Raw genomic sequence first — 19,463 nt, 5'->3', positions numbered from 1 at the left:
CATGACAGACCGCAGGGACGAACTCGCCGCGAACCTGGCGAAAGTGGAGGAGCGCATCGCCGCCGCGTGCGCGGACGTCGAGCGCAAGCGGGAGGAGGTGACCCTCATCGTGGTCACCAAGACCTACCCCGCGAGCGATGTACGGATCCTTTCGGAGCTCGGCGTGCGGCACGTCGCCGAGAACAAGGACCAGGACGCGGCGCCCAAGGCCGCCGAATGCTCGGATCTGCCGCTGACTTGGCACTTTGTTGGCCAGTTGCAGACCAACAAAGTGCGATCCGTGGTCGGCTACGCGGATCTTGTGCAGTCCGTCGATCGTTCGAAGTTGGTGACGGCCCTCTCGAAGGAGGCCGTGAAGGTCGGGCGCGAGGTGGGATGCCTCATCCAGGTCGCGCTGGACGCAGGGGCGAGCGAGCGCGGGGAGCGGGGTGGTGTGGCGCCGGGCGGGATCGAGGAGTTGGCCGGACTCGTGGCGCGCGCCCCGGGGCTGCGGCTCGACGGGCTGATGACCGTCGCTCCGCTCACCGGTGAGTACGCGGGACGCGAACAGGCGGCATTCGAGCGGTTGATGGATTTGTCGACCGACCTGCGCCGATCTCATCCGGCTGCGAACATGGTCTCCGCAGGGATGAGTGCGGACCTCGAACAGGCCGTGGCGGCAGGGGCGACACATGTACGCGTCGGCACCGCGGTACTCGGAGTCCGTCCCAGGCTCGGGTAACGTCGCCAGGAAGTCGGACCACAGCAGAAAATATGGTCATTACCGCCGGAGGGCGGTCGTAACGACCTCGTGGATCGCGGGCACTTGGCAGTCGTCAGCCGATCCACCACAGAGCGGAGGACTCAGAGAATGGCCGGCGCGATGCGCAAGATGGCGGTCTACCTCGGCCTCGTGGAGGACGACGGGTACGACGGCCGCGGGTTTGACCCCGACGACGACTTCGAGCCCGAACTCGACCCGGAGCTCGAGAGGGACCGCCGACGGCACGAGCCGTCACACCAGTCCCATCAGGCACTTCAGCCCGAAAGGGACGAATCGGTCAGAGTTGTGCACTCTGCGGCACCGCGCGACCCGGTGTCCCGATCCGCTTCGCCGGCCGCGGAATCGGTGCGCCCCGCGCGTATCGCGCCCGTGGCATCCATCACACAAGAGCGCGCAAGCCTGGAGAAGAACGCACCGGTGATCATGCCCAAGGTCGTGTCCGAACGAGAGCCTTACCGGATCACCACGCTTCACCCCCGGACCTACAACGAGGCCCGTACCATCGGGGAACACTTCCGTGAGGGCACCCCGGTGATCATGAATCTGACTGAGATGGATGACACAGACGCCAAGCGACTTGTCGACTTTGCGGCCGGTTTGGTGTTTGGTCTTCACGGCAGCATCGAGCGGGTGACGCAGAAGGTGTTCCTGTTGTCGCCTGCTAACGTCGATGTCACGGCGGAGGACAAGGCCCGCATCGCAGAGGGCGGGTTCTTCAACCAGAGCTGAGACGCAGGACCGGAATCAGCAGTACGAGCAGTACCCAGCAGCACGGAAACAGGGGAGAGGGAAGCACCAGCAATGAGCGTGGTTGTTCAGATCGTCTACATCGCGCTGATGTGTTTCCTCATCGTGCTCATCTTCCGGTTGGTCATGGACTACGTCTTCCAGTTCGCCCGCTCGTGGCAACCCGGCAAGGCGATGGTGGTCGTTCTGGAGGCCACCTACACTGTCACTGATCCACCACTCAAGCTTCTGCGGCGGGTCATCCCGCCGTTGCGTCTCGGGGGCGTGGCGCTCGACCTGTCCTTCTTCGTACTGATGATCATCGTCTACATCCTGATCTCCGTCGTGAGCCGGCTGTGAACGATACGGTCTTGCCGAATGCCGACGACTACGTTGAGGTGAAGAGATGCCGTTGACCCCCGAGGACGTGCGGAACAAGCAGTTCACGACCGTCCGCCTCCGAGAAGGCTATGACGAGGACGAGGTCGATGCCTTCCTCGATGAGGTCGAAGCCGAACTGACCCGCCTGCTCCGCGAGAACGAGGACCTGCGCGCCAAGCTGGCCGCGGCCACGCGCGCCGCTGCGCAGAACCAGCAGAACATGCGCAAGCCCCCGGAGCAGGACCAGCAGGGCGGCATGCAGCAGGGCGGCATGCAACAAGGTGGCATGCAGCAGGGCGGTATGCAGCAGGGTGGTATGCCCGGACAGGGAATGCAGCAGCAGGGTATGCCTCAGCAGGGCATGCGTGGGCCCGGTCCCGGCGCCCCCGTCCCGGCCGGCATATCCGGTCCGCCGCAGCAGATGGGCGGCCCCATGGGCGGCCCGCCCCAGCTGCCGAGCGGTGCGCCGCAGCTGCCTCCCGGCGGCCAGGGCGGCCCGCAGGGTCAGGGCCCCATGGGTCAGGGTCCGATGGGTCAGGGCCCCATGGGCCAGGGTCCGATGGGCCAGGGCCCCATGGGTCAGGGCACGATGGGCGGCCATCCCATGCAGCAGCAGATGGGCGGCCCCATGGGCGGTCCGATGGGCGGCCCCGGTCAGGGCCCCGGTGGCGACAGCGCCGCCCGAGTCCTCTCGCTGGCCCAGCAGACCGCCGACCAGGCGATCGCCGAGGCCCGTTCCGAGGCCAACAAGATTGTCGGCGAGGCGCGTTCGCGTGCCGAGGGTCTTGAGCGGGACGCCCGTGCCAAGGCCGACGCCCTGGAGCGGGACGCGCAGGAGAAGCACCGCGTCGCGATGGGCTCCCTGGAGTCCGCTCGCGCCACGCTGGAGCGCAAGGTCGAGGACCTGCGCGGCTTCGAGCGCGAGTACCGCACGCGTCTGAAGTCGTACCTCGAGTCGCAGCTGCGTCAGCTGGAGACCCAGGCCGACGACTCGCTGGCTCCGCCGCGGACCCCGGCGACCGCGTCGCTGCCGCCGTCCCCGGCGCCGTCCATGGCTCCGGCGGGCGCGAGCGCCCCGTCCTACGGCAACCAGGGCATGGGTGGCGGCCCTTCGCCGGCCGGTCCGTCCTACGGCGGTCAGCAGCAGATGTCGCCCGCGATGACCCAGCCGATGGCGCCGGTGCGGCCGCAGGGTCCCGGCCCGATGGGCCAGGCTCCGTCGCCGATGCGTGGGTTCCTCATCGATGAGGACGACAACTGACGGCCTCTAGTACGCCTTAGGCGTCGGCGGCGTTCAGGGCGGGGCCCCGGATTTTGATCCGGGGCCCCGCCCTTTTACGCGTGTTGATCACGGTGTCGTACGTCCGTGGACGTCCCGGGCATGCGGAAGGCCCGGTCCCTTTCCGTGGGACCGGGCCTTCCGCGTGGACCTACGCCTTGCGCAGGCGGAACGTCAGGGACAGGCCCTCGTCGGTGAACGGGGTGCCGTAGGTGTCGTCCGCCTCACCCTGGGCGAAGTCCGTCGCCAGGACCTCGTCGGCGATCAGGGAGCTGTGCTCGGACAGGGCCGCGATCACCGCGGGGTCCGTCGCCGTCCAGCGCAGGGCGATGCGGTCGGCCACGTCGAGGCCGCTGTTCTTGCGGGCCTCCTGGATCAGGCGGATCGCGTCACGGGCCAGGCCCGCCTGGCGGAGCTCCTCCGTGATCTCCAGGTCCAGGGCGACCGTCGCGCCCGAGTCTGACGCGACCGACCAGCCCTCGCGCGGGGTCTCCGTGATGATCACCTCGTCGGGCGCCAGCGTGACCGTCTCGCCGTCGACCTCGACCGACGCTGTGCCCTCGCGCAGGGCCAGCGAGAGCGCGGCCGCGTCGGCGTGGGCGACGGCCTTGGCCACGTCCTGGACGCGCTTGCCGAAGCGCTTGCCGAGGGCACGGAAGTTGGCCTTCGCGGTGGTGTCGACGAGGCTGCCGCCGACCTCGCTCAGGGACGCCAGGGAGCTCACGTTCAGCTCCTCCGTGATCTGCGCGTGCAGTTCGCGGTCGAGGGCGTCGAAGCCGGTCGCGGCGATGAGCGCCCGGGACAGCGGCTGACGGGTCTTCACGCCCGACTCCGCGCGCGTGGCCCGGCCCAGCTCGACGAGCCGGCGCACCAGGACCATCTGCTTCGACAGCTCCGGGTCGATCGCGGTGAGGTCCGCCTCCGGCCAGGTGGCCAGGTGCACGGACTCCGGGGCGTCCGGGGTGACCGGGACGACCAGGTCCTGCCAGACCCGCTCGGTGATGAACGGGGTCAGCGGGGCCATCAGCTTGGTGACCGTCTCGACGACCTCGTGCAGGGTGCGCAGCGCGGCCTTGTCGCCCTGCCAGAAGCGGCGCCGGGACCGTCGTACGTACCAGTTGGACAGGTCGTCGACGAACGCCGACAGGAGCTTGCCGGCGCGCTGGGTGTCGTACGCCTCCAGGGACTGGGTCACCTGGTCGGTCAGCGCGTGCAGTTCGGACAGCAGCCAGCGGTCCAGGACCGGGCGGTCGGCCGGGGCCGGGTCGGCCGCGGAGGGTGCCCAGTTCGACGTACGGGCGTACAGGGCCTGGAAGGCGACCGTGTTCCAGTACGTGAGGAGCGTCTTGCGGACGACCTCCTGGATCGTGCCGTGGCCCACTCGGCGGGCCGCCCAGGGGGAGCCGCCGGCCGCCATGAACCAGCGGACCGCGTCGGCGCCGTGCCGGTCCATCAGCGGGATCGGCTCCAGGGTGTTGCCCAGGTGCTTGGACATCTTGCGGCCGTCCTCGGCGAGGATGTGGCCGAGGCAGACGACGTTCTCGTACGAGGACTTGTCGAAGACCAGGGTGCCGATGGCCATCAGCGTGTAGAACCAGCCGCGGGTCTGGTCGATGGCCTCGCTGATGAACTGCGCCGGGTAGCGGGACTCGAACAGTTCCTTGTTCTTGTACGGGTAGCCCCACTGGGCGAACGGCATCGAACCCGAGTCGTACCAGGCGTCGATGACCTCCGGCACGCGCGTGGCCGTCTTCTCGCACTGGGGGCACGCGAAGGTGACCTCGTCGATGTACGGGCGGTGCGGGTCCAGTTCGGAATGGTCCGTGCCGGTCAGCTCGGTGAGCTCCGCGCGGGAGCCGACGACGGTGAGGTGGTCGTCCTCGCAGCGCCAGATCGGCAGCGGGGTGCCCCAGTAGCGGTTGCGGGACAGCGCCCAGTCGATGTTGTTCTGCAGCCAGTCGCCGAAGCGGCCGTGCTTGACCGTCTCCGGGAACCAGTTGGTGTTCTCGTTCTCCTGGAGGAGCCGGTCCTTGGCGGCGGTGGTGCGGATGTACCAGGACGGCTGCGCGTAGTAGAGGAGCGCGGTGTGGCAGCGCCAGCAGTGCGGGTAGCTGTGCTCGTACGGGATGTGCCGGAAGAGGAGGCCGCGCTGCTGAAGGTCCTCGGTGAGCTTTTCGTCCGCCTTCTTGAAGAAGACGCCGCCCACGAGAGGGACGTCCTCCTCGAAGGTGCCGTCGGGGCGGACCGGGTTCACCACCGGCAGGCCGTAGGCGCGGCAGACCTTGAGGTCGTCCTCACCGAAGGCGGGGGACTGGTGGACCAGACCCGTACCGTCCTCGGTCGTGACGTACTCGGCGTTGACCACGTAGTGGGCCTCTGCCGGGAACTCCACGAGCTCGAACGGACGTTGATAGGTCCAGCGCTCCATTTCGGCACCGGTGAAGGACTGGCCGGTGGTCTCCCAGCCCTCGCCGAGCGACTTGGCGACGAGCGGCTCGGCGACGACGAGCTTCTCCGTGCCGTCGGTCACCACGACGTAGGTGACTTCCGGGTGCGCGGCGACCGCCGTGTTGGACACCAGCGTCCAGGGGGTCGTCGTCCACACCAGGAGCGCGGCGTCACCGGCGAGCGGACCGGAGGTGAGCGGGAAACGGACGTACACGGACGGGTCCACGACCGTCTCGTAGCCCTGCGCCAGCTCGTGGTCGGACAGGCCGGTGCCGCAGCGCGGACACCAGGGGGCGACGCGGTGGTCCTGGACCAGCAGACCCTTGTCGAAGATCGTCTTCAGCGACCACCAGACGGACTCGATGTACTCCGGGTCCATCGTGCGGTAGGGGTCCTGGAGGTCGGTCCAGTAACCCATGCGGGTCGTGAGCGCCTCGAAGGCGTCGGTGTGCCGGGTCACGGACTCGCGGCACCTGTCGTTGAACTCCGCGATGCCGTACGTCTCGATGTCCTGCTTGCCGGAGAAGCCGAGCTCCTTCTCCACCGCGAGCTCGACCGGGAGGCCGTGGCAGTCCCAGCCGGCCTTGCGGGCCACGTGGTAGCCGCGCATGGTGCGGAAGCGGGGGAAGACGTCCTTGAAGACGCGTGCCTCGATGTGGTGGGCGCCCGGCATGCCGTTGGCGGTGGGCGGGCCCTCGTAGAACACCCACTCGGGGCGGCCCTCGGACTGCTCCAGGCTCTTGGCGAAGACCTTCTGCTCACGCCAGAAGTCGAGCACGGCGTGCTCCAGCGCGGGCAGGTCGACCTGGGCGGGCACCTGGCGGTATGTCGGCGTTGTCATCAGCGAGCTTCCTCCGGCGGACTTGCTGCCTTCCGTCCGGAGGGACGAGAGTCCGTGCGCCGGTTTCGACGCGCTCCCGCGGTACCACCCTCCTTGGCCCGCCGACACGTGGTGTGCGTCGGTGAGCCCCCTCATTGGGGTCGCGATGCCGGGTCTACCAGCCCCTGCGGCCCGTGGGCGGAGCCCACTGGTCCAAGGCTTTCTTCCGGCGGCTCCGGGGTGATCTTCACGTCGCGCTCGCCCCCGGGCTTCCACCGTCCCCGGGTCGCTCTGGGCTGCGTACGCCGCTACTCGTCCCCATCCACGCTTCTCGCTGCGCCCAGTGTACGGCGCCCCGAGGACAGTGGCCGACCGGTTTTCCGGGGCCGGACGCGGAGGCCGCCGCGGCGCTCGGAGTGACCCGAATGGAGCGGCACCGCTGCCCGGGATTCCGGGACGGGCCGTCCGGCGGATTACCCGGCGGGGAGCTGGGCACAACGCATGCATGCCTTCTGCCCGGCAGGCCTGGGACGGGCGGATCGGGCGGCGTGCCCCGTTGCCGCGGGACTGAAGTCGATTTATCGTCCCAGCACGATTCGCGAGCAAGATCACAATATGTGAAGGGGCCGCGGCATGGTGGCGAAGAAGACCGCCGCAGAGAAGTCGGCGTCGGGCCGGTCCACGCATGTCTCCGGTGGTGCGGCCAAGGGCGCGGGCGCGAAGAAGAGCACCCGGGCCGCGCCGTCCGCGGCGGCCAAGGGCGCCGTGAAGAAGGCGGCCGTGAAGAGCACACGCGCGGGTGCAGGGAAGGCCGCGGCCGAGGAGGGGGGCGCGTCCGGAAGACCGGACACCGAGGCACCGGTCGGCGGTGCTTCGGACACCACCAAGGGCGTCGGCAAGGCCTCGGTCACGCAGAAGGCCCCGGTCGCGAGGAAGGCTTCGGTCACCAAGAAGAAGGCGGTCGCCAGGAAGGCGGTCGCCAAGAGCACGGTCGCGACGAAGAGCGCGGCCAAGAAGACGGCCGCGAAGGACTCCGCGGACGGCAGGACGGCCGCCATGGAGGCCGGTGCCCCACAGCGGGACGCCGGGCAGGGCACCTCCGGGAAGAGCACCCTCACCAAGAGGGCGGCCAAGAAGAGCACGGCCAAGAAGGCGGGCGCGGCAGAGGCCGCGAATAAGACGGGAGCCACGACGGTGGTTGCGAAGAAGACTTCTGGCACGGCCACGGCGGCCAAGACCGCCCTACCCAACGCGCGTGCCGCCGCGGTGGAGCCCGGCGAGCTCGCGGTACGCCCCGGAGAGGACCCGTGGACGCCGCAGGAGGTCGAGGAGGCGCACGCGGAGCTCACGGCCGAGGTCCTGCGGCTGCGCGCCGAGATCGCCGCCTCCGAGGAGTCCCTGGTGGGGCTCATGCGGGACTCCGGGGACGGCGCGGGCGACGACCAGGCCGACACCGGGACGAAGAACATCACGCGCGAGAGCGAGATGGCCCTCGCGGCCAACGCGCGCGAGATGCTCCTGCAGGCCGAGCGCGCCCTGGGACGGCTCGACGCCGGCACCTACGGTCTGTGCGAGAACTGCGGCAACGCCATCGGCAAGGCACGGATGCAGGCCTTCCCGCGGGCCACCCTGTGCGTGGAGTGCAAGCAGAAGCAGGAACGCCGGTACTGAGGGTCCCAGGAGGCGTGTCGTACCCTCGTCCTCAGTCAGGCACCTAGGTCGAGGGACACACGTGGCAGAGGCGGAGCGCATCATCGGTACGCCGGATACCCCAGAGGCGGCGGGGGCCGAGCCGGGGCACGACCAGACGGCGCGGCCCAGGGGCGGGCGCCGTATCGCCGTCCTGTTCACGGTGGCCGCCTTCGCGTACGCCCTCGACCTGATCAGCAAGATGATCGTGGTCGCCAAGCTGGAGCACCACGAGCCGATCGACCTCGTCGGGGACTGGCTGCGGCTGGAGGCGATCCGCAACGCGGGCGCCGCCTTCGGTTTCGGCGAGGCCTTCACCGTGATCTTCACGGTGATCGCGGCCGCGGTGATCGTGGTCATCGCCCGGCTCGCCCGCAAGCTGTACAGCCTGCCCTGGGCGTTCGCGCTCGGCCTGCTGCTCGGCGGCGCGCTCGGCAACCTCACCGACCGCCTCTTCCGCTCGCCTGGCGTGTTCGAGGGTGCGGTCGTCGACTTCATCGCCCCCAAGCACTTCGCGGTCTTCAACCTCGCCGACTCGGCGATCGTGTGCGGCGGCATCCTGATCGTGCTCCTTTCGTTCAAGGGGCTCGACCCCGACGGCACCGTCCACAAGGACTGATCCACAGCCGCCGGTCGGGGCTGTCGGTGCGGTCCTGCATACTCGACGGGTGAGCACCATTCCCGAGATCCGCACCCTGCCCGTGCCCGACGGCCTGGAGGGCGAGCGCGTCGACGCCGTCATCTCCCGCATGTTCGGCTTCTCCCGCACCAAGGCCGCCGAGCTCGCCGCCTCGGGGAAGGTCACGGTCGACGGATCGGTGGTCGGGAAGTCCGAGCGGGTGCACGGCGGGGCCTGGCTGGAGGTCGAGATGCCGCAGGCGCCCGCGCCCGTGCAGGTCGTCGCCGAGCCGGTCGAGGGCATGGAGATCGTCCACGACGACGACGACGTGGTCGTGATCGTCAAGCCGGTCGGCGTGGCCGCGCACCCGTCGCCGGGCTGGACCGGGACCACCGTGATCGGCGGGCTCGCCGCCGCCGGGTACCGCATCTCGACCTCGGGTGCCGCCGAGCGGCAGGGCATCGTGCACCGGCTCGACGTGGGCACCTCGGGGCTGATGGTCGTGGCCAAGTCGGAGCGGGCGTACACCTCGCTCAAGCGGCAGTTCAAGGAGCGCACGGTCGACAAGCGGTACCACACGCTCGTCCAGGGCCACCCGGACCCGACCAGCGGCACCATCGACGCACCCATCGGCCGCCACCCCAACCACGACTACAAATGGGCAGTCACCGCCGAGGGCAAGCCCTCCGTGACGCACTACGACCTCATCGAGGCGTTCCGTGCGGCCTCCCTGCTCGACGTGAAGCTGGAGACCGGGCGCACCCACCAGATCCGCGTGCACATGGCGGCCCACCGCCATCCCTGCGTCGGCGACCTGACGTACGGCGCCGACCCGACGCTCTCCAAGCGGCTGCGGCTGACCCGGCAGTGGCTGCACGCCGTGCGGCTCGGCTTCGAGCACCCCGGGGACGGGGAGTGGGCGGAGTTCGCGAGCGAGTACCCGGAGGACCTGCAGCAGGCCCTGGACCTGGTGCGCGAGGAGACCTACGGGTGAGCACGCGCGCGTACGCGGTGCGCGTCGCCGAGGACCCCGCCGACCGTGAGTCCTGCTTCGCCGTGCGCAAGGAGGTCTTCGTCGGCGAGCAGGGCGTGCCCGAGGATCTCGAGTACGACGCCTACGACGCCGTGGCGGTCCATGTGCTGGCCGTGCGGGAGGACGGCGAGCCGATCGGGACCGGGCGGCTGCTGTACGGCGAGGCGGCGACCGGGAAGACCGGCGGTGACCTGACGGTGGGGTCGCTGGGGCGGCTCGCGGTGACATCGGCGGCGCGCGGACTCGGAGTGGGCGCGGCGCTGGTGCGGGCCGTCGAGGACGCGGCACGCGCGCGTGGACTGGCGGCCGTGGACCTGCACGCGCAGACGCATGCGCTCGGGTTCTACGAACGGCTGGGGTACGTGGCGTACGGGCCGGCGTATCCGGAGGCGGGGATCCCGCACAGGGCCATGCGGCGCGTTCTCTGACGGTCGCCAGGAGCGGCGGCCGAAATGGTCCGGGCGTCCAGGGGCAGACTGAAGGGACCGATGGTTCGTCGAGCTGCCCGGAGTACTGACCGTGGATCAGTTGGCCCTGTTGTTCGTGTTGTTGCTGGGGGCTCTGATCAGTGTCCCGGTGGGGGACCGGTTCGGCTTGCCGGCGCCGGTCCTGATGACGTTGCTCGGCATAGTGCTCGCGGTGCTGGACTTCGTGCCCAACGTCGAGATCCCGCCTGACCTGATCCTGCCCATCCTGTTGCCGCCGTTGCTGTACGCGGCGGTACGGCGGACCTCGTGGCGCCAGTTCGCCGCCAACAAACGCCCGATCTTCCTGCTCGCCGTCGCGCTCGTGTTCGTCACGACCCTGTGCGTGGCGGTCGTCGCCCACTCGATCGTGCCCGGGCTGCCGATCGCCGCCGCCGTCGCGCTCGGCGCGTTGGTCGCACCGCCCGACCCGGTCGCCGCGACCGCGGTGGCCGGGCAACTCGGGCTGCCGCGCAGGCTGGTGTCGATCCTGGAGGGCGAGGGGCTCTTCAACGACGTGACGGCGATCGTGCTCTACCACGTGGCCGTCGCCGCCGCCGTGAGCGGCTCGTTCGCGCCCGGGGAGGCCGTGTTCGAGCTGGTGCTCTCCGCGGTGGTCGCCGTCGCCGTGGGGCTCGCGCTGGGCTGGGGCGCCAACAAGCTGATGGACCTGCTGGGGGACGCCACCCTCCAGATCGGGCTGACCGTGCTCGTGCCGTACGCCTCCTATGTGCTCGCCGAGGAACTCCACGGGTCCGGTGTGCTCGCGGTGCTGACCACCGCCCTGTTCATCGCCGAGTACGCCACCGACGCCGACGACGTGATGACCCGGCTCGCCGGGCACACCTTCTGGTCCATCGTCGACACGCTCGTGACCGGCGTGGCGTTCGGGCTCATCGGACTCGAACTGCACAACGCGATCCGCACCGCCTCCGGCCGCTGGGGCGAGATGCTCGGCTGGGCCGCGGCGATCGTGGCCGTGGTCGTCCTCGTACGGCTGCTGTGGCTGTTGCCGGCCACCTGGCTCGCCAGGCGGCTGCATGCCAAGCGGGACATCGACGAGGAGATCCCGATGGGATGGCGGGAGACCGTCGTCATGTGGTGGTCCGGGATGCGCGGCGTGGCGTCCGTGGCGCTGGCGCTGGCCATTCCGCTGGAGACCGACTCCGGGGCGGGGTTCCCCGACCGGGACGAGATCGTGTTCATCGCGTTCGGGGTGATCGTGGCGACGCTCGTGCTGCAGGGGCTGACGCTGCCGTGGCTGGTGAAGCGGCTGGGGGTGCGGGCGGACAGCGAGCGGGAGATGGAGTTCGAGAAGGTCCTCGCCGTTCGCGCGGCGAAGGCGGCCAAGCGGCGGCTGCGGGAGATCGAGAGCGTGGAGGACCTGCCGGAGGATCTGTCCGAGCAGATGCTGCGGCGGGCGTTCGAGATCGGGGTGCGGATCTCCCCCGAGATGGGGGACGAGGAGCGGCGCGAGGCCCGGCGGCGGCTCAAGCGGATGCGGCGGATCCAGGCGGAGATGCTGAGCGCGGCGCGGCACGAGGTGCTGGCGGCGCGCAGTGAGCCGGGGGCCGACCCCGAGATCGTGGATCGGGTGCTGAGGCATCTGGACGTCCGCAGCATGCGGTGACCTGACTGCGACGATCATGTGAACCGGGTGGGCCCGGCGGCGCGGTGTTTGTAGGGTCCTTGCATGGCTCGCAATGTGGTGATCAGCGGTGGCGGTACGGGAATCGGGCTCGCGGCGGCCCAGGCGTTCGCGGCGGAAGGGGACCGGGTGCTGCTGCTGGGGCGGCGCTCCGAGGTGCTGGAGAAGGCCGGGGTGCCCGGGGCGCTGACGTACGCCGCCGATCTGGGCGACGTCGACGCGGTGCGCGGGGTCGTCGGGTTCGTTGAACGGGAGTTCGGGACCGTGGACGTGCTGATCCACAGCGCCGGGGGCACCGGACAGCTCGAACCGCCCGTGGAGAGCGCCGATCCGCTCGACGCCGTCGCGCACAACTGGACCGTGAACTTCCGGCTCAATCTGCTGACCGCGGCACTGCTCACCGAGGGGCTGAAGGACCGGCTCGCCTCGCCGGGCGGGCGGGTGCTGTTCGTGAGTTCCATTGCCGCGTACCGGGGCTCCGGGAGCGGGGCGTACGCTGCGGCCAAGGCGGGGCTGCATCCGTACGCCCATGATCTCGCCCGGGACTTGGGGCCGCGCGGGATCACCGCGAACGTGGTCGCGCCCGGGTACATCGAGGACACGGAGTTCTTCGGCGCGGTCATCGACCCGGCGCGGCGGGAGCGGCTGATCGGGGACACGTCCACCGGGCGGGCGGGGACGCCTCGGGATGTCGCCGCCACGCTTCATTGGCTGGCGTCGGCGGGGGCCGGGCACGTGACCTCGCAGGTCGTGCAGGTCAATGGCGGGGCGGAGAGGGGACACTGACGGGCCGGCCGGCGGGACCGGGTCCGTCGTGGCTGGTCACGCCCGGGCGGCGGTAGCCGCACATGGACACAGGCCCGCGCCCCTGGGTGGGTTCGGGTGGCCTGCGCGGCCATGTGCCGTCAGCCGCGTCCCGTTCGCGGCGTCTCGTGGGCCCGGCGGGGTGCCTCGCCGTTCCGCGAGTGGCCGTCCGCCGCCCGGGACCCCGGTACCGACACAGCGTCCGCCGTGTTGACGCGCGGCAGGGCGTAGGGATGGTGCTCGGTCAGCCAGCGGATCATCTGCTCGCGGACCGTGACCCGTACCGTCCAGATGTCGTCGGCGTCCTTGGCGGTCACCAGGGCCCGTACCTGCATGGTGTTCGGGGTGGTGTCGGTGACGGCCAGGCCGTAGTCGCGGCCGTCCCAGGAGGGGCACTCGCGCAGGATGTCCCGCAGCCGCTCGCGCATCAGCTCCACGGGGGCCGTGTGGTCCACGTGCCAGAACACGATGCCGGTCATCTGCGGGGTGCCGCGGGACCAGTTCTCGAACGGCTTCGACGTGAAGTACGACACCGGCATCGTGATCCGGCGCTCGTCCCAGGTCCGCACGGTCAGGAACGTCAGCGTGATCTCCTCGACGGTGCCCCACTCGCCGTCCACCACCACCGTGTCGCCTATGCGCACCATGTCGCCGAAGGCGATCTGCAGGCCCGCGAACATGTTGCTGAGCGTCGACTGGGCGGCGACACCGGCGACGATGCCGAGGATTCCGGCCGAGGCCAGCAGCGAGGCACCGGCCGCGCGCATCGCGGGGAACGTCAGCAGCATCGCGGCCACGGCCACCACGCCGACGGTGGCGGCGACCACCCGCATGATCAGCGTGACCTGGGTGCGCACCCGGCGGACCCGGGCGGCGTCGTGGTGGGCGCGCGCGTAGCGGGTGTACGTCGTCTCCACGATCGCGGCGGCGATCCTGATCACCAGCCAGGCGGTCGCCCCGATCAGCACCAGCGTCAGCGTCTGGCCGATGCCGGCGCTGTGCCGCTCCAGCACCCGCGCCTCGTCGTACAACCCTCTCAGCATGGCCGCGCACAGCACGAGCTGGTAGGGGATGCGGCCGCGGCGCAGCAGACCCCACATCGGGGTCTCGCTGTGCCGTGCGTCGGCCTTGCGCAAGAGAAGGTCGGTGGCCCAGCCGATCAGCAGCGTGATCAGCACCGAGCCGCCGATCACGATCAGTGGGCGGAGTACGTTCACCATGACCCCGAACCTAACCGGACCGGGGCGGTCATGAACATGTGACTTCGGCCGCGGAGTGGGTACGCCCGCGCGTGGGTACCCGACGGCGTTGTCGGTACCGGCTGGCACGATGGCCTCATGAACATCATGCTCTTTCACTCGACCTACGGCCTCAGGCCCGCCGTCCGTCAGGCCGCCGACCGGCTGCGGGAGGCCGGACACGAGGTGTGGACGCCGGACCTCTTCGAGGGACGCACGTTCGAGACGGTCGAGGAGGGCATGGCCTTCAACGAGGGCATCGGCAAGGACGAACTGCTCAAGCGGGCCGTCCTGGCCGCCGCGCCCTATTCCGAACGCGGCCTGGTCTACGCCGGGTTCTCGCTCGGCGCCTCGATCGCGCAGACCCTCGCCCTCGGCGACGAGCGGGCCCGCGGCCTGCTGCTCCTGCACGGCACGTCGGACATCGCACCGAACGCGACCGTGGACGACCTGCCGGTCCAGCTGCACGTGGCCGAGCCGGACCCCTTCGAGACCGACGACTGGCTGAGCGCCTGGTACCTCCAGATGGGCCGCACCGGCGCCGACGTGGAGGTCTACAGATACGCGGGCGCCGGCCACCTCTACACCGATCCGGGCCTCCCGGACTTCGACGAGGAGGCCGCCGAGGCCACCTGGCGGGTGGCACTCGGCTTCCTCGACACCCTCTAGGTCACACGGGGTCGTACGTCCGCTCGACCTTCTGCGTGCCGGTCCGCGTGCGGTACGACCGCGCCCAGGACGAGGTCGCGTTCTGCTTCGTCTTGTCGGACAGAACGTAGTAGTCCATCTGCGCCCGGTCGGCGGTGATGTCCAGGACGCCGTAGCCGTGGCGGTCGGTGTCGACCCAGTGGACGTGCCGGTTGGCGACCTGGATGATCGGCGCGGCGAGCGCGGTGACCGTGCCCTCGGGGACCTTCACCAGGTCGTCGAGGTTGTCGGAGGTCACCGAGGTGACGACGAACTCCGTGGCGGCCGAGGCCGACAGCGGGTAGGTGCCGGCGTCCACCGGCACGTCGTTGGCCCACGCCATGTGGATGTCGCCGGTCAGGAAGACGGTGTTGCGGATCGCGTTCGAGCGCAGATGGGCGAGGAGTTCACGGCGGTCGTCCGTGTAGCCGTCCCACTGGTCGGTGTTGAGGCCGAGGCCCTCCTTCGGCAGGCCGAGGAGCTCGGCCAGCGGCTTCAGCAGGTCCGCCGAGAGCGAGCCGATCGCGAACGGCGAGATCATCACGGAGTTGCCGACCAGCCGCCAGGTCGTGTCGGAGGACTTCAGCCCCGCCTTGAGCCAGTCCAGTTGGGCGCGGCCCGTGATCGTACGGTTCGGGTCGTCGACCGAGCCATTGCCCACGGCGACCTGCTGGGAGCGGAAGGAGCGCAGGTCGAGGAGGGAGAGGTCGACCAGCTTGCCGAAGCGCAGACGGCGGTAGGTGGTGCCCGCTATCGCCGGGCGCACCGGCATCCACTCGAAGTAGGCCTGCTTGGCGGCGGCCTGACGTGCCGCCCAGGTGCCCTCCGCGCCCTCGGTGTGGTTCTCGGCACCGCCCGACCAGGCGTCGTTGGCGAACTCGTGGTCGTCCCAGATCGCGACGACGGGGGCGGCCGCGTGCAGGGCCTGGAGGTCGGCGTCGGTCTTGTACTTCCCGTGCCGTGTCCGGTAGTCGGCGAGGGTGAGGATCTCGTGGGTGGGCGCGTGCTGCCGTACGACGGTGTCCCGGGTGCCGTAGTCGCCGGTGCCGTACTCGTAGATGTAGTCGCCGAGGTGCAGCCAGGCGTCCAGGTCGCCACGCGCCGCGAGATGGCGGTACGACGAGAAGTAGCCGGCCTCCCAGTTGGCGCAGGAGACCACGCCGAAGCGGAGGCCCGTGACAGCCGCGTCCGCCGCCGGCGCGGTGCGGGTGCGCGCCGCCGGGGAGTCGGTGCCGCCCGCCGAGAAGCGGAACCAGTAGTCGGTCGAGGGCGTGAGGCCCCGGATGTCCGCCTTGACGGTGTGGTCGGAGGCGGCGGTCGCGGTCAGGGAGCCCCGGGCGACGACGGTCGTGAAGGCCTTGTCCTTGGCGACGGTCCAGCTGACCTCGGTGTCCGGGCCGAGCCCGGAACCGGGCACGGCGTCGGCGGCCGGGGTCACCCGGGTCCACAGCAGGATGCCGTCCGGGAGCGGGTCACCGGAGGCGACGCCGTGCAGGAAGACGGGGGCGTCGGCCGCGCGGGCCGGCAGGGCGGCGGCGAGCGGGGCGGCCAGGACGGCGCCGGCCGCCGCGGCCTTGACGACCGTACGGCGGCGCGGGTTGAGGGAGTTGGCGGGCTCGGACGATCTGTATCGACTGGTCACGGCCGATCAGGTTACTGATCGGTACGCGCGAGAGCGGGCGAACCGGGAAAAGTTCGCCCGCTCTTTGTCCCAAGGCCTCTTCGTCAGGTCTCTTCGACGCTTGAGGGCCTCTTCGGCCGAAGGGCGCGGTCAGGCCTTCAGGGCCGCATCGAGCGCCGTGGTGAAGTCGGCGACCGTCATCGGCGCGCTCTTGCCGTCGGAGCCGGTCAGCGTCTTGCCGTCCATCTTCAGGGTCGGGGTGCCCGTCACGCCGTCCTTGTTGAACTTCTCGGACATGACCAGGGCCCACTTGTCGTAGGTGCCCTTCTTCACGGCGTTCTGGAAGGCCTTGTTGTCCTTCAGCTCCGGGACGGTCTGCGCGATCTTGATGAGGTAGGAGTCGTCCTTGAACTTGTCGGGGCCGCTCTCGTCGGGGTGCCACTTGGTGGAGTACATCGCGGTCTTGTACTCGAGAAACGCCTCGGGGCTGACGTTCAGGGCGGCGCCGAGGGCGCTGAGCCCGTTCTTGGAGCCCTCGCCGCCGAGGTTGCCGTCGAGGAAGCTCGCGCCGACGAACTGGATCTTGAACTTGCCCTCGTCGAAGTCCTTCTTCACCGTCGTGCCGACGGTCTGCTCGAACTGGGCGCAGACCGGGCAGCGCGGGTCCTCGTACATGACCAGGGTCTTCTTGGCCGTGCTCTTGCCCATCACGACCGTCGTGCCGTTGGTGCCCGTGCTGTTGGCCGGCTTGACGAGCTTGTCGTTCTTGGCCTCTTCCCAGTAGCTGGGCTTGTTGCCCTGGACGACCGCGTAGCTGATGCCGCCGGCTATCGCCAGGACGCCGACTATGGAGCAGGCGACGATGACCTGCCGCTTGACCTTGTCGCGCTTGGCCTGACGCTCGCGCTCGACGCGCAGCCGCTCGCGGGCGGCGGTCTTCGCCTGCTGGCTGTTCCGCTTGCTCATGGGTGATCTCCGTAAGGGGACGCGCACACGTCGTGTGCGGGGTACGTAGGGGGGACTTGTGGTGCTCAGTGCTCTTCGGGCTTCAGGCGAAAGCGACCGAGCACGGCGGTCCACGCCGTCCCAGGGAGTGCACGAGGATCTCTTCGAGAGCGACGGCCGTACGGCGGCCCGGCCGCACCGGGCGGTTCGTCTCGGGCGCCGGCCGTACCCGCAGCGCGGCGGCCGCCAGCAGCAGCGGGCGGAAGGTCGTGGCGGCCACGGCCCGCAGCAGCTGGGCCAGGGCCCGTTCGCCGCGGCGCAGCCAGGCGGCCGCGAGGAGACCGACGACGAGGTGCGCGCCGAGCAGCAGCCAGGCGGTCCGCGGGTCGGCGTGGGCCAGCAGACCGCCGAGCCGGTGGGTGTCGGTGCCGGTCATCCGGGCCAGCGGTGAGCCGACGCCGGTGCCGTCGCCGCAGAAAAGGTCCCAGCCGACCGAGCGCAGCGGGCCCGTGACGGGGCCGCCCGCGGCGCCGTAGCAGACGTGCTGGCCGGTGGTGAAGACGGTGTCGGCGGCCAGCTCCAGCGGGATCAGCACGGCGGCGATCCGCCCGAAGCCGCGCTCACGGCCGGCCAGCCCGTAGGCGAGCGCGAACACGGCGGCGGCGACGGCCGCCACCGTGTTGAGCGGCAGGGGAGCCCGGGACAGCAGCACGTGCGACGCGGTGCTGAGCGTCACGACGAGTGCCGTGAACAGCGCCGCGCGGAGCGCTCGTAGCGGGGTCCCGGATATGTCCATAGCGTGGAGAGTCTGACACGCGGGCCTGTAAGGGACCCCTAAAGGGTCCCTGTGCGCAGCCCTATCGTTATCGGGCTCGTCGTGAGGCGGGTCACAGACCCGGGATCCGGCCGTTGCGGAACAGGTCCACGAAGGTCTGGTGGTCGGCACGCGCGCGTGCGCCGTAGCTGTGCGCGAAGTCGACGAGGAGGCCCGCGAAGCCCTCCTCGTCGGCCGCGATCGCCGCGTCGATGGCCCGCTCCGTGGAGAACGGCACCAGGGACTCCCCGGACTGGTCGTCCGCCGCCCCGTGCATGGTGGCCGTGGCCCGGCCGAGGTCGGCGACGACCGCCGCGATCTCCTCGGGGTCGTCGATGTCGCCCCAGTCCAGGTCCACGGCGTACGGCGAGATCTCGGCGACCAGCTGGCCGGCCCCGCTCAGCTCGGTCCAGCCCAGCCACGGGTCGGCGTGCTGCTGGAGGGCGCGCTGGGAGATCACCGTGCGGTGGCCCTCGTGCTGGAAGTAGTCGCGGATCGCCGGGTCGGTGATGTGCCGGGAGACGGCCGGGGTCTGGGCCTGTTTGATGTAGATCACGACGTCGTTCTCCAGGGCGTCGCTGTGGCCCTCCAGGAGGATGTTGTACGACGGCAGCCCGGCCGAGCCGATGCCGATGCCCCGGCGGCCGACGACGTCCTTGACGCGGTAGGAGTCCGGGCGGGCCAGGGAGGTCTCCGGCAGGGTCTCCAGATAGCCGTCGAAGGCCGCGAGGACCTTGTAGCGGGTGGCCGCGTCCAGCTCGATGGAGCCGCCGCCGCCCGCGAAACGGCGCTCGAAGTCACGGATCTCCGTCATCGACTCCAGCAGCCCGAAGCGGGTCAGGGAGCGGGCGTCGCGCAGCGCGTCCAGGAGGGGGCCCTCGGCGGTGTCCAGGGTGAAGGGCGGCACCTCGTCGCTCTTGGCGCCGGTGGCCAGGGCGTGGATCCGCTCGCGGTACGCGGCCGCGTACACCCGCACCAGTTCGCTGATCTGGTCGTCGCCGAGGGCCTTGGCGTACCCGATCAGCGCGACGGAGGCGGCGAAGCGCTTGAGGTCCCACGTGAAGGGGCCGACGTAGGCCTCGTCGAAGTCGTTGACGTTGAAGATCAGCCGGCCGTTGGAGTCCATGTACGTCCCGAAGTTCTCCGCGTGCAGGTCGCCGTGGATCCACACGCGCGAGGTGCGCTCGTCGAGGTACGGGCCGCCCCGCTTCTCGGCGTCCAGGTCGTGGTAGAAGAGCGCGGCGGTACCCCGGTAGAACGCGAACGCCGAGGCCGCCATCTTGCGGAACTTCACTCGGAACGCGGCCGGATCGGCGGCCAGGAGCTCGCCGAAGGCGGTGTCGAAGACGGCAAGGATCTCCTCGCCGCGGTGCTCGTCGTTGAGCTGCGGAACCGACATCGCGGGGTGCCTCCTGGTACATGTGTACGACAGCGTTTCTGTCGTCTCTCCAACGGGCGGGTCCGGATGAAAGTGCCCGCGACCC

At 70.3% G+C, this 19,463-nt stretch carries 17 protein-coding genes; 11 read left to right on the top strand and 6 right to left on the bottom strand.

All coding sequences use genetic code 11. The features are described 5' to 3' along the window. The first annotated feature begins 1 nt into the window (after position 1). The 4 genes from ACZ48Z_RS22035 (at position 2) to ACZ48Z_RS22020 (ending at position 3,131) form a co-directional block, all read left to right on the top strand. Positions 2–721 carry a YggS family pyridoxal phosphate-dependent enzyme gene (locus ACZ48Z_RS22035; protein WP_468737553.1) on the top strand — a complete coding sequence of 240 codons (720 nt, stop codon included), beginning with the start codon at positions 2–4 and terminating at the stop codon, positions 719–721. A 129-nt stretch (positions 722–850) separates the two neighbouring features. Further along, the gene (locus tag ACZ48Z_RS22030) at positions 851–1,492 is read left to right on the top strand and encodes a cell division protein SepF (protein WP_468737552.1); all 642 of its coding nucleotides are present in this window, start codon (positions 851–853) and stop codon (positions 1,490–1,492) included. Positions 1,493–1,564: 72 nt separating this feature from the next. Further along, the gene (locus ACZ48Z_RS22025; protein ID WP_328746617.1) at positions 1,565–1,849 is read left to right on the top strand and encodes a YggT family protein; all 285 of its coding nucleotides are present in this window, start codon (positions 1,565–1,567) and stop codon (positions 1,847–1,849) included. 46 nt (positions 1,850–1,895) lie between these two features. Beyond that, positions 1,896–3,131, top strand: a complete 1,236-nt coding sequence (locus ACZ48Z_RS22020) for a DivIVA domain-containing protein (protein ID WP_468737551.1) — start codon at positions 1,896–1,898, stop codon at positions 3,129–3,131. Positions 3,132–3,300: 169 nt separating this feature from the next. Here ACZ48Z_RS22020 and ileS read toward each other — a convergent pair whose 3' ends face one another. Then, positions 3,301–6,438, bottom strand: a complete 3,138-nt coding sequence (ileS, locus tag ACZ48Z_RS22015; protein ID WP_468737550.1) for an isoleucine--tRNA ligase — start codon at positions 6,436–6,438, stop codon at positions 3,301–3,303. A 612-nt stretch (positions 6,439–7,050) separates the two neighbouring features. On the opposite strand from ileS, the gene ACZ48Z_RS22010 reads away from it, so the two are divergent. From ACZ48Z_RS22010 to ACZ48Z_RS21985, 6 genes are all read left to right on the top strand, one after another. After that, positions 7,051–8,088, top strand: a complete 1,038-nt coding sequence (locus tag ACZ48Z_RS22010) for a TraR/DksA family transcriptional regulator (protein ID WP_468737549.1) — start codon at positions 7,051–7,053, stop codon at positions 8,086–8,088. A 61-nt stretch (positions 8,089–8,149) separates the two neighbouring features. Then, positions 8,150–8,725: a signal peptidase II gene (lspA, locus tag ACZ48Z_RS22005; RefSeq protein ID WP_468737548.1), complete on the top strand. Its 576-nt coding sequence runs from the start codon at positions 8,150–8,152 to the stop codon at positions 8,723–8,725. 49 nt (positions 8,726–8,774) lie between these two features. Further along, positions 8,775–9,719, top strand: coding sequence for an RluA family pseudouridine synthase (locus tag ACZ48Z_RS22000; RefSeq protein WP_468737547.1), 945 nt, complete (start codon positions 8,775–8,777; stop codon positions 9,717–9,719). Then, the gene (locus ACZ48Z_RS21995) at positions 9,716–10,186 is read left to right on the top strand and encodes a GNAT family N-acetyltransferase (RefSeq protein WP_468737546.1); all 471 of its coding nucleotides are present in this window, start codon (positions 9,716–9,718) and stop codon (positions 10,184–10,186) included. The genes ACZ48Z_RS22000 and ACZ48Z_RS21995 overlap by 4 nt, the downstream gene beginning before the upstream one ends. 91 nt (positions 10,187–10,277) lie before the next feature. Then, on the top strand, positions 10,278–11,852 hold the full coding sequence (locus tag ACZ48Z_RS21990) for a Na+/H+ antiporter (RefSeq protein WP_468737545.1): 1,575 nt from the start codon (positions 10,278–10,280) through the stop codon (positions 11,850–11,852). Between the two features lie 63 nt (positions 11,853–11,915). After that, complete coding sequence (locus ACZ48Z_RS21985; RefSeq protein ID WP_468737544.1) at positions 11,916–12,656, top strand: SDR family NAD(P)-dependent oxidoreductase; 741 nt, start codon at positions 11,916–11,918, stop codon at positions 12,654–12,656. Positions 12,657–12,775: 119 nt separating this feature from the next. Here the strand turns inward: ACZ48Z_RS21985 and ACZ48Z_RS21980 are convergent, their stop codons facing one another. Next, the gene (locus ACZ48Z_RS21980) at positions 12,776–13,894 is read right to left on the bottom strand and encodes a mechanosensitive ion channel family protein (protein ID WP_468737543.1); all 1,119 of its coding nucleotides are present in this window, start codon (positions 13,892–13,894) and stop codon (positions 12,776–12,778) included. Positions 13,895–14,011: 117 nt separating this feature from the next. Between ACZ48Z_RS21980 and ACZ48Z_RS21975 the strand changes: the two genes are divergently transcribed. Then, a complete protein-coding gene (locus ACZ48Z_RS21975) occupies positions 14,012–14,581 on the top strand; it encodes a dienelactone hydrolase family protein (RefSeq protein ID WP_468737542.1) in 570 nt (189 codons plus the stop codon). Position 14,582: 1 nt separating this feature from the next. Here the strand turns inward: ACZ48Z_RS21975 and ACZ48Z_RS21970 are convergent, their stop codons facing one another. From ACZ48Z_RS21970 to ACZ48Z_RS21955, 4 genes are all read right to left on the bottom strand, one after another. Then, on the bottom strand, positions 14,583–16,241 hold the full coding sequence (locus tag ACZ48Z_RS21970; protein ID WP_468737541.1) for an alkaline phosphatase D family protein: 1,659 nt from the start codon (positions 16,239–16,241) through the stop codon (positions 14,583–14,585). A gap of 129 nt (positions 16,242–16,370) precedes the next feature. Further along, entirely contained in the window at positions 16,371–17,186 is an 816-nt protein-coding gene (locus tag ACZ48Z_RS21965; RefSeq protein WP_468737540.1) for a thioredoxin domain-containing protein, read from the bottom strand. An 82-nt stretch (positions 17,187–17,268) separates the two neighbouring features. Continuing rightward, positions 17,269–17,961, bottom strand: a complete 693-nt coding sequence (locus ACZ48Z_RS21960; RefSeq protein ID WP_468737539.1) for a hypothetical protein — start codon at positions 17,959–17,961, stop codon at positions 17,269–17,271. A gap of 91 nt (positions 17,962–18,052) precedes the next feature. Then, positions 18,053–19,378, bottom strand: a complete 1,326-nt coding sequence (locus ACZ48Z_RS21955) for a DUF2252 domain-containing protein (protein ID WP_468737538.1) — start codon at positions 19,376–19,378, stop codon at positions 18,053–18,055. Positions 19,379–19,463 lie beyond the last annotated feature (85 nt).

It is taken from the genome of Streptomyces sp. NPDC031225 (genome assembly GCF_055570355.1).
The sequence above is the reverse complement of the archived record's forward strand: the minus strand, read 5'-3'. Positions and strand labels throughout refer to the sequence as shown.

What these genes read in the sequence shown, in the direction of transcription:
- ACZ48Z_RS22020 (WP_468737551.1), top strand. Translation starts at nt 1,896, where the DNA reads ATGCCGTTGACCCCCGAGGACGTGCGGAACAAGCAGTTCACGACCGTC.
- ACZ48Z_RS22035 (WP_468737553.1), top strand. Translation starts at nt 2, where the DNA reads ATGACAGACCGCAGGGACGAACTCGCCGCGAACCTGGCGAAAGTGGAG.
- ACZ48Z_RS21980 (WP_468737543.1), bottom strand. Translation starts at nt 13,894, where the DNA reads ATGGTGAACGTACTCCGCCCACTGATCGTGATCGGCGGCTCGGTGCTG.
- ACZ48Z_RS21955 (WP_468737538.1), bottom strand. Translation starts at nt 19,378, where the DNA reads ATGTCGGTTCCGCAGCTCAACGACGAGCACCGCGGCGAGGAGATCCTT.
- ACZ48Z_RS21960 (WP_468737539.1), bottom strand. Translation starts at nt 17,961, where the DNA reads ATGGACATATCCGGGACCCCGCTACGAGCGCTCCGCGCGGCGCTGTTC.
- ACZ48Z_RS22030 (WP_468737552.1), top strand. Translation starts at nt 851, where the DNA reads ATGGCCGGCGCGATGCGCAAGATGGCGGTCTACCTCGGCCTCGTGGAG.
- ACZ48Z_RS21975 (WP_468737542.1), top strand. Translation starts at nt 14,012, where the DNA reads ATGAACATCATGCTCTTTCACTCGACCTACGGCCTCAGGCCCGCCGTC.
- ACZ48Z_RS21985 (WP_468737544.1), top strand. Translation starts at nt 11,916, where the DNA reads ATGGCTCGCAATGTGGTGATCAGCGGTGGCGGTACGGGAATCGGGCTC.
- ACZ48Z_RS22010 (WP_468737549.1), top strand. Translation starts at nt 7,051, where the DNA reads ATGGTGGCGAAGAAGACCGCCGCAGAGAAGTCGGCGTCGGGCCGGTCC.
- ACZ48Z_RS21965 (WP_468737540.1), bottom strand. Translation starts at nt 17,186, where the DNA reads ATGAGCAAGCGGAACAGCCAGCAGGCGAAGACCGCCGCCCGCGAGCGG.
- ileS (WP_468737550.1), bottom strand. Translation starts at nt 6,438, where the DNA reads ATGACAACGCCGACATACCGCCAGGTGCCCGCCCAGGTCGACCTGCCC.
- ACZ48Z_RS22025 (WP_328746617.1), top strand. Translation starts at nt 1,565, where the DNA reads ATGAGCGTGGTTGTTCAGATCGTCTACATCGCGCTGATGTGTTTCCTC.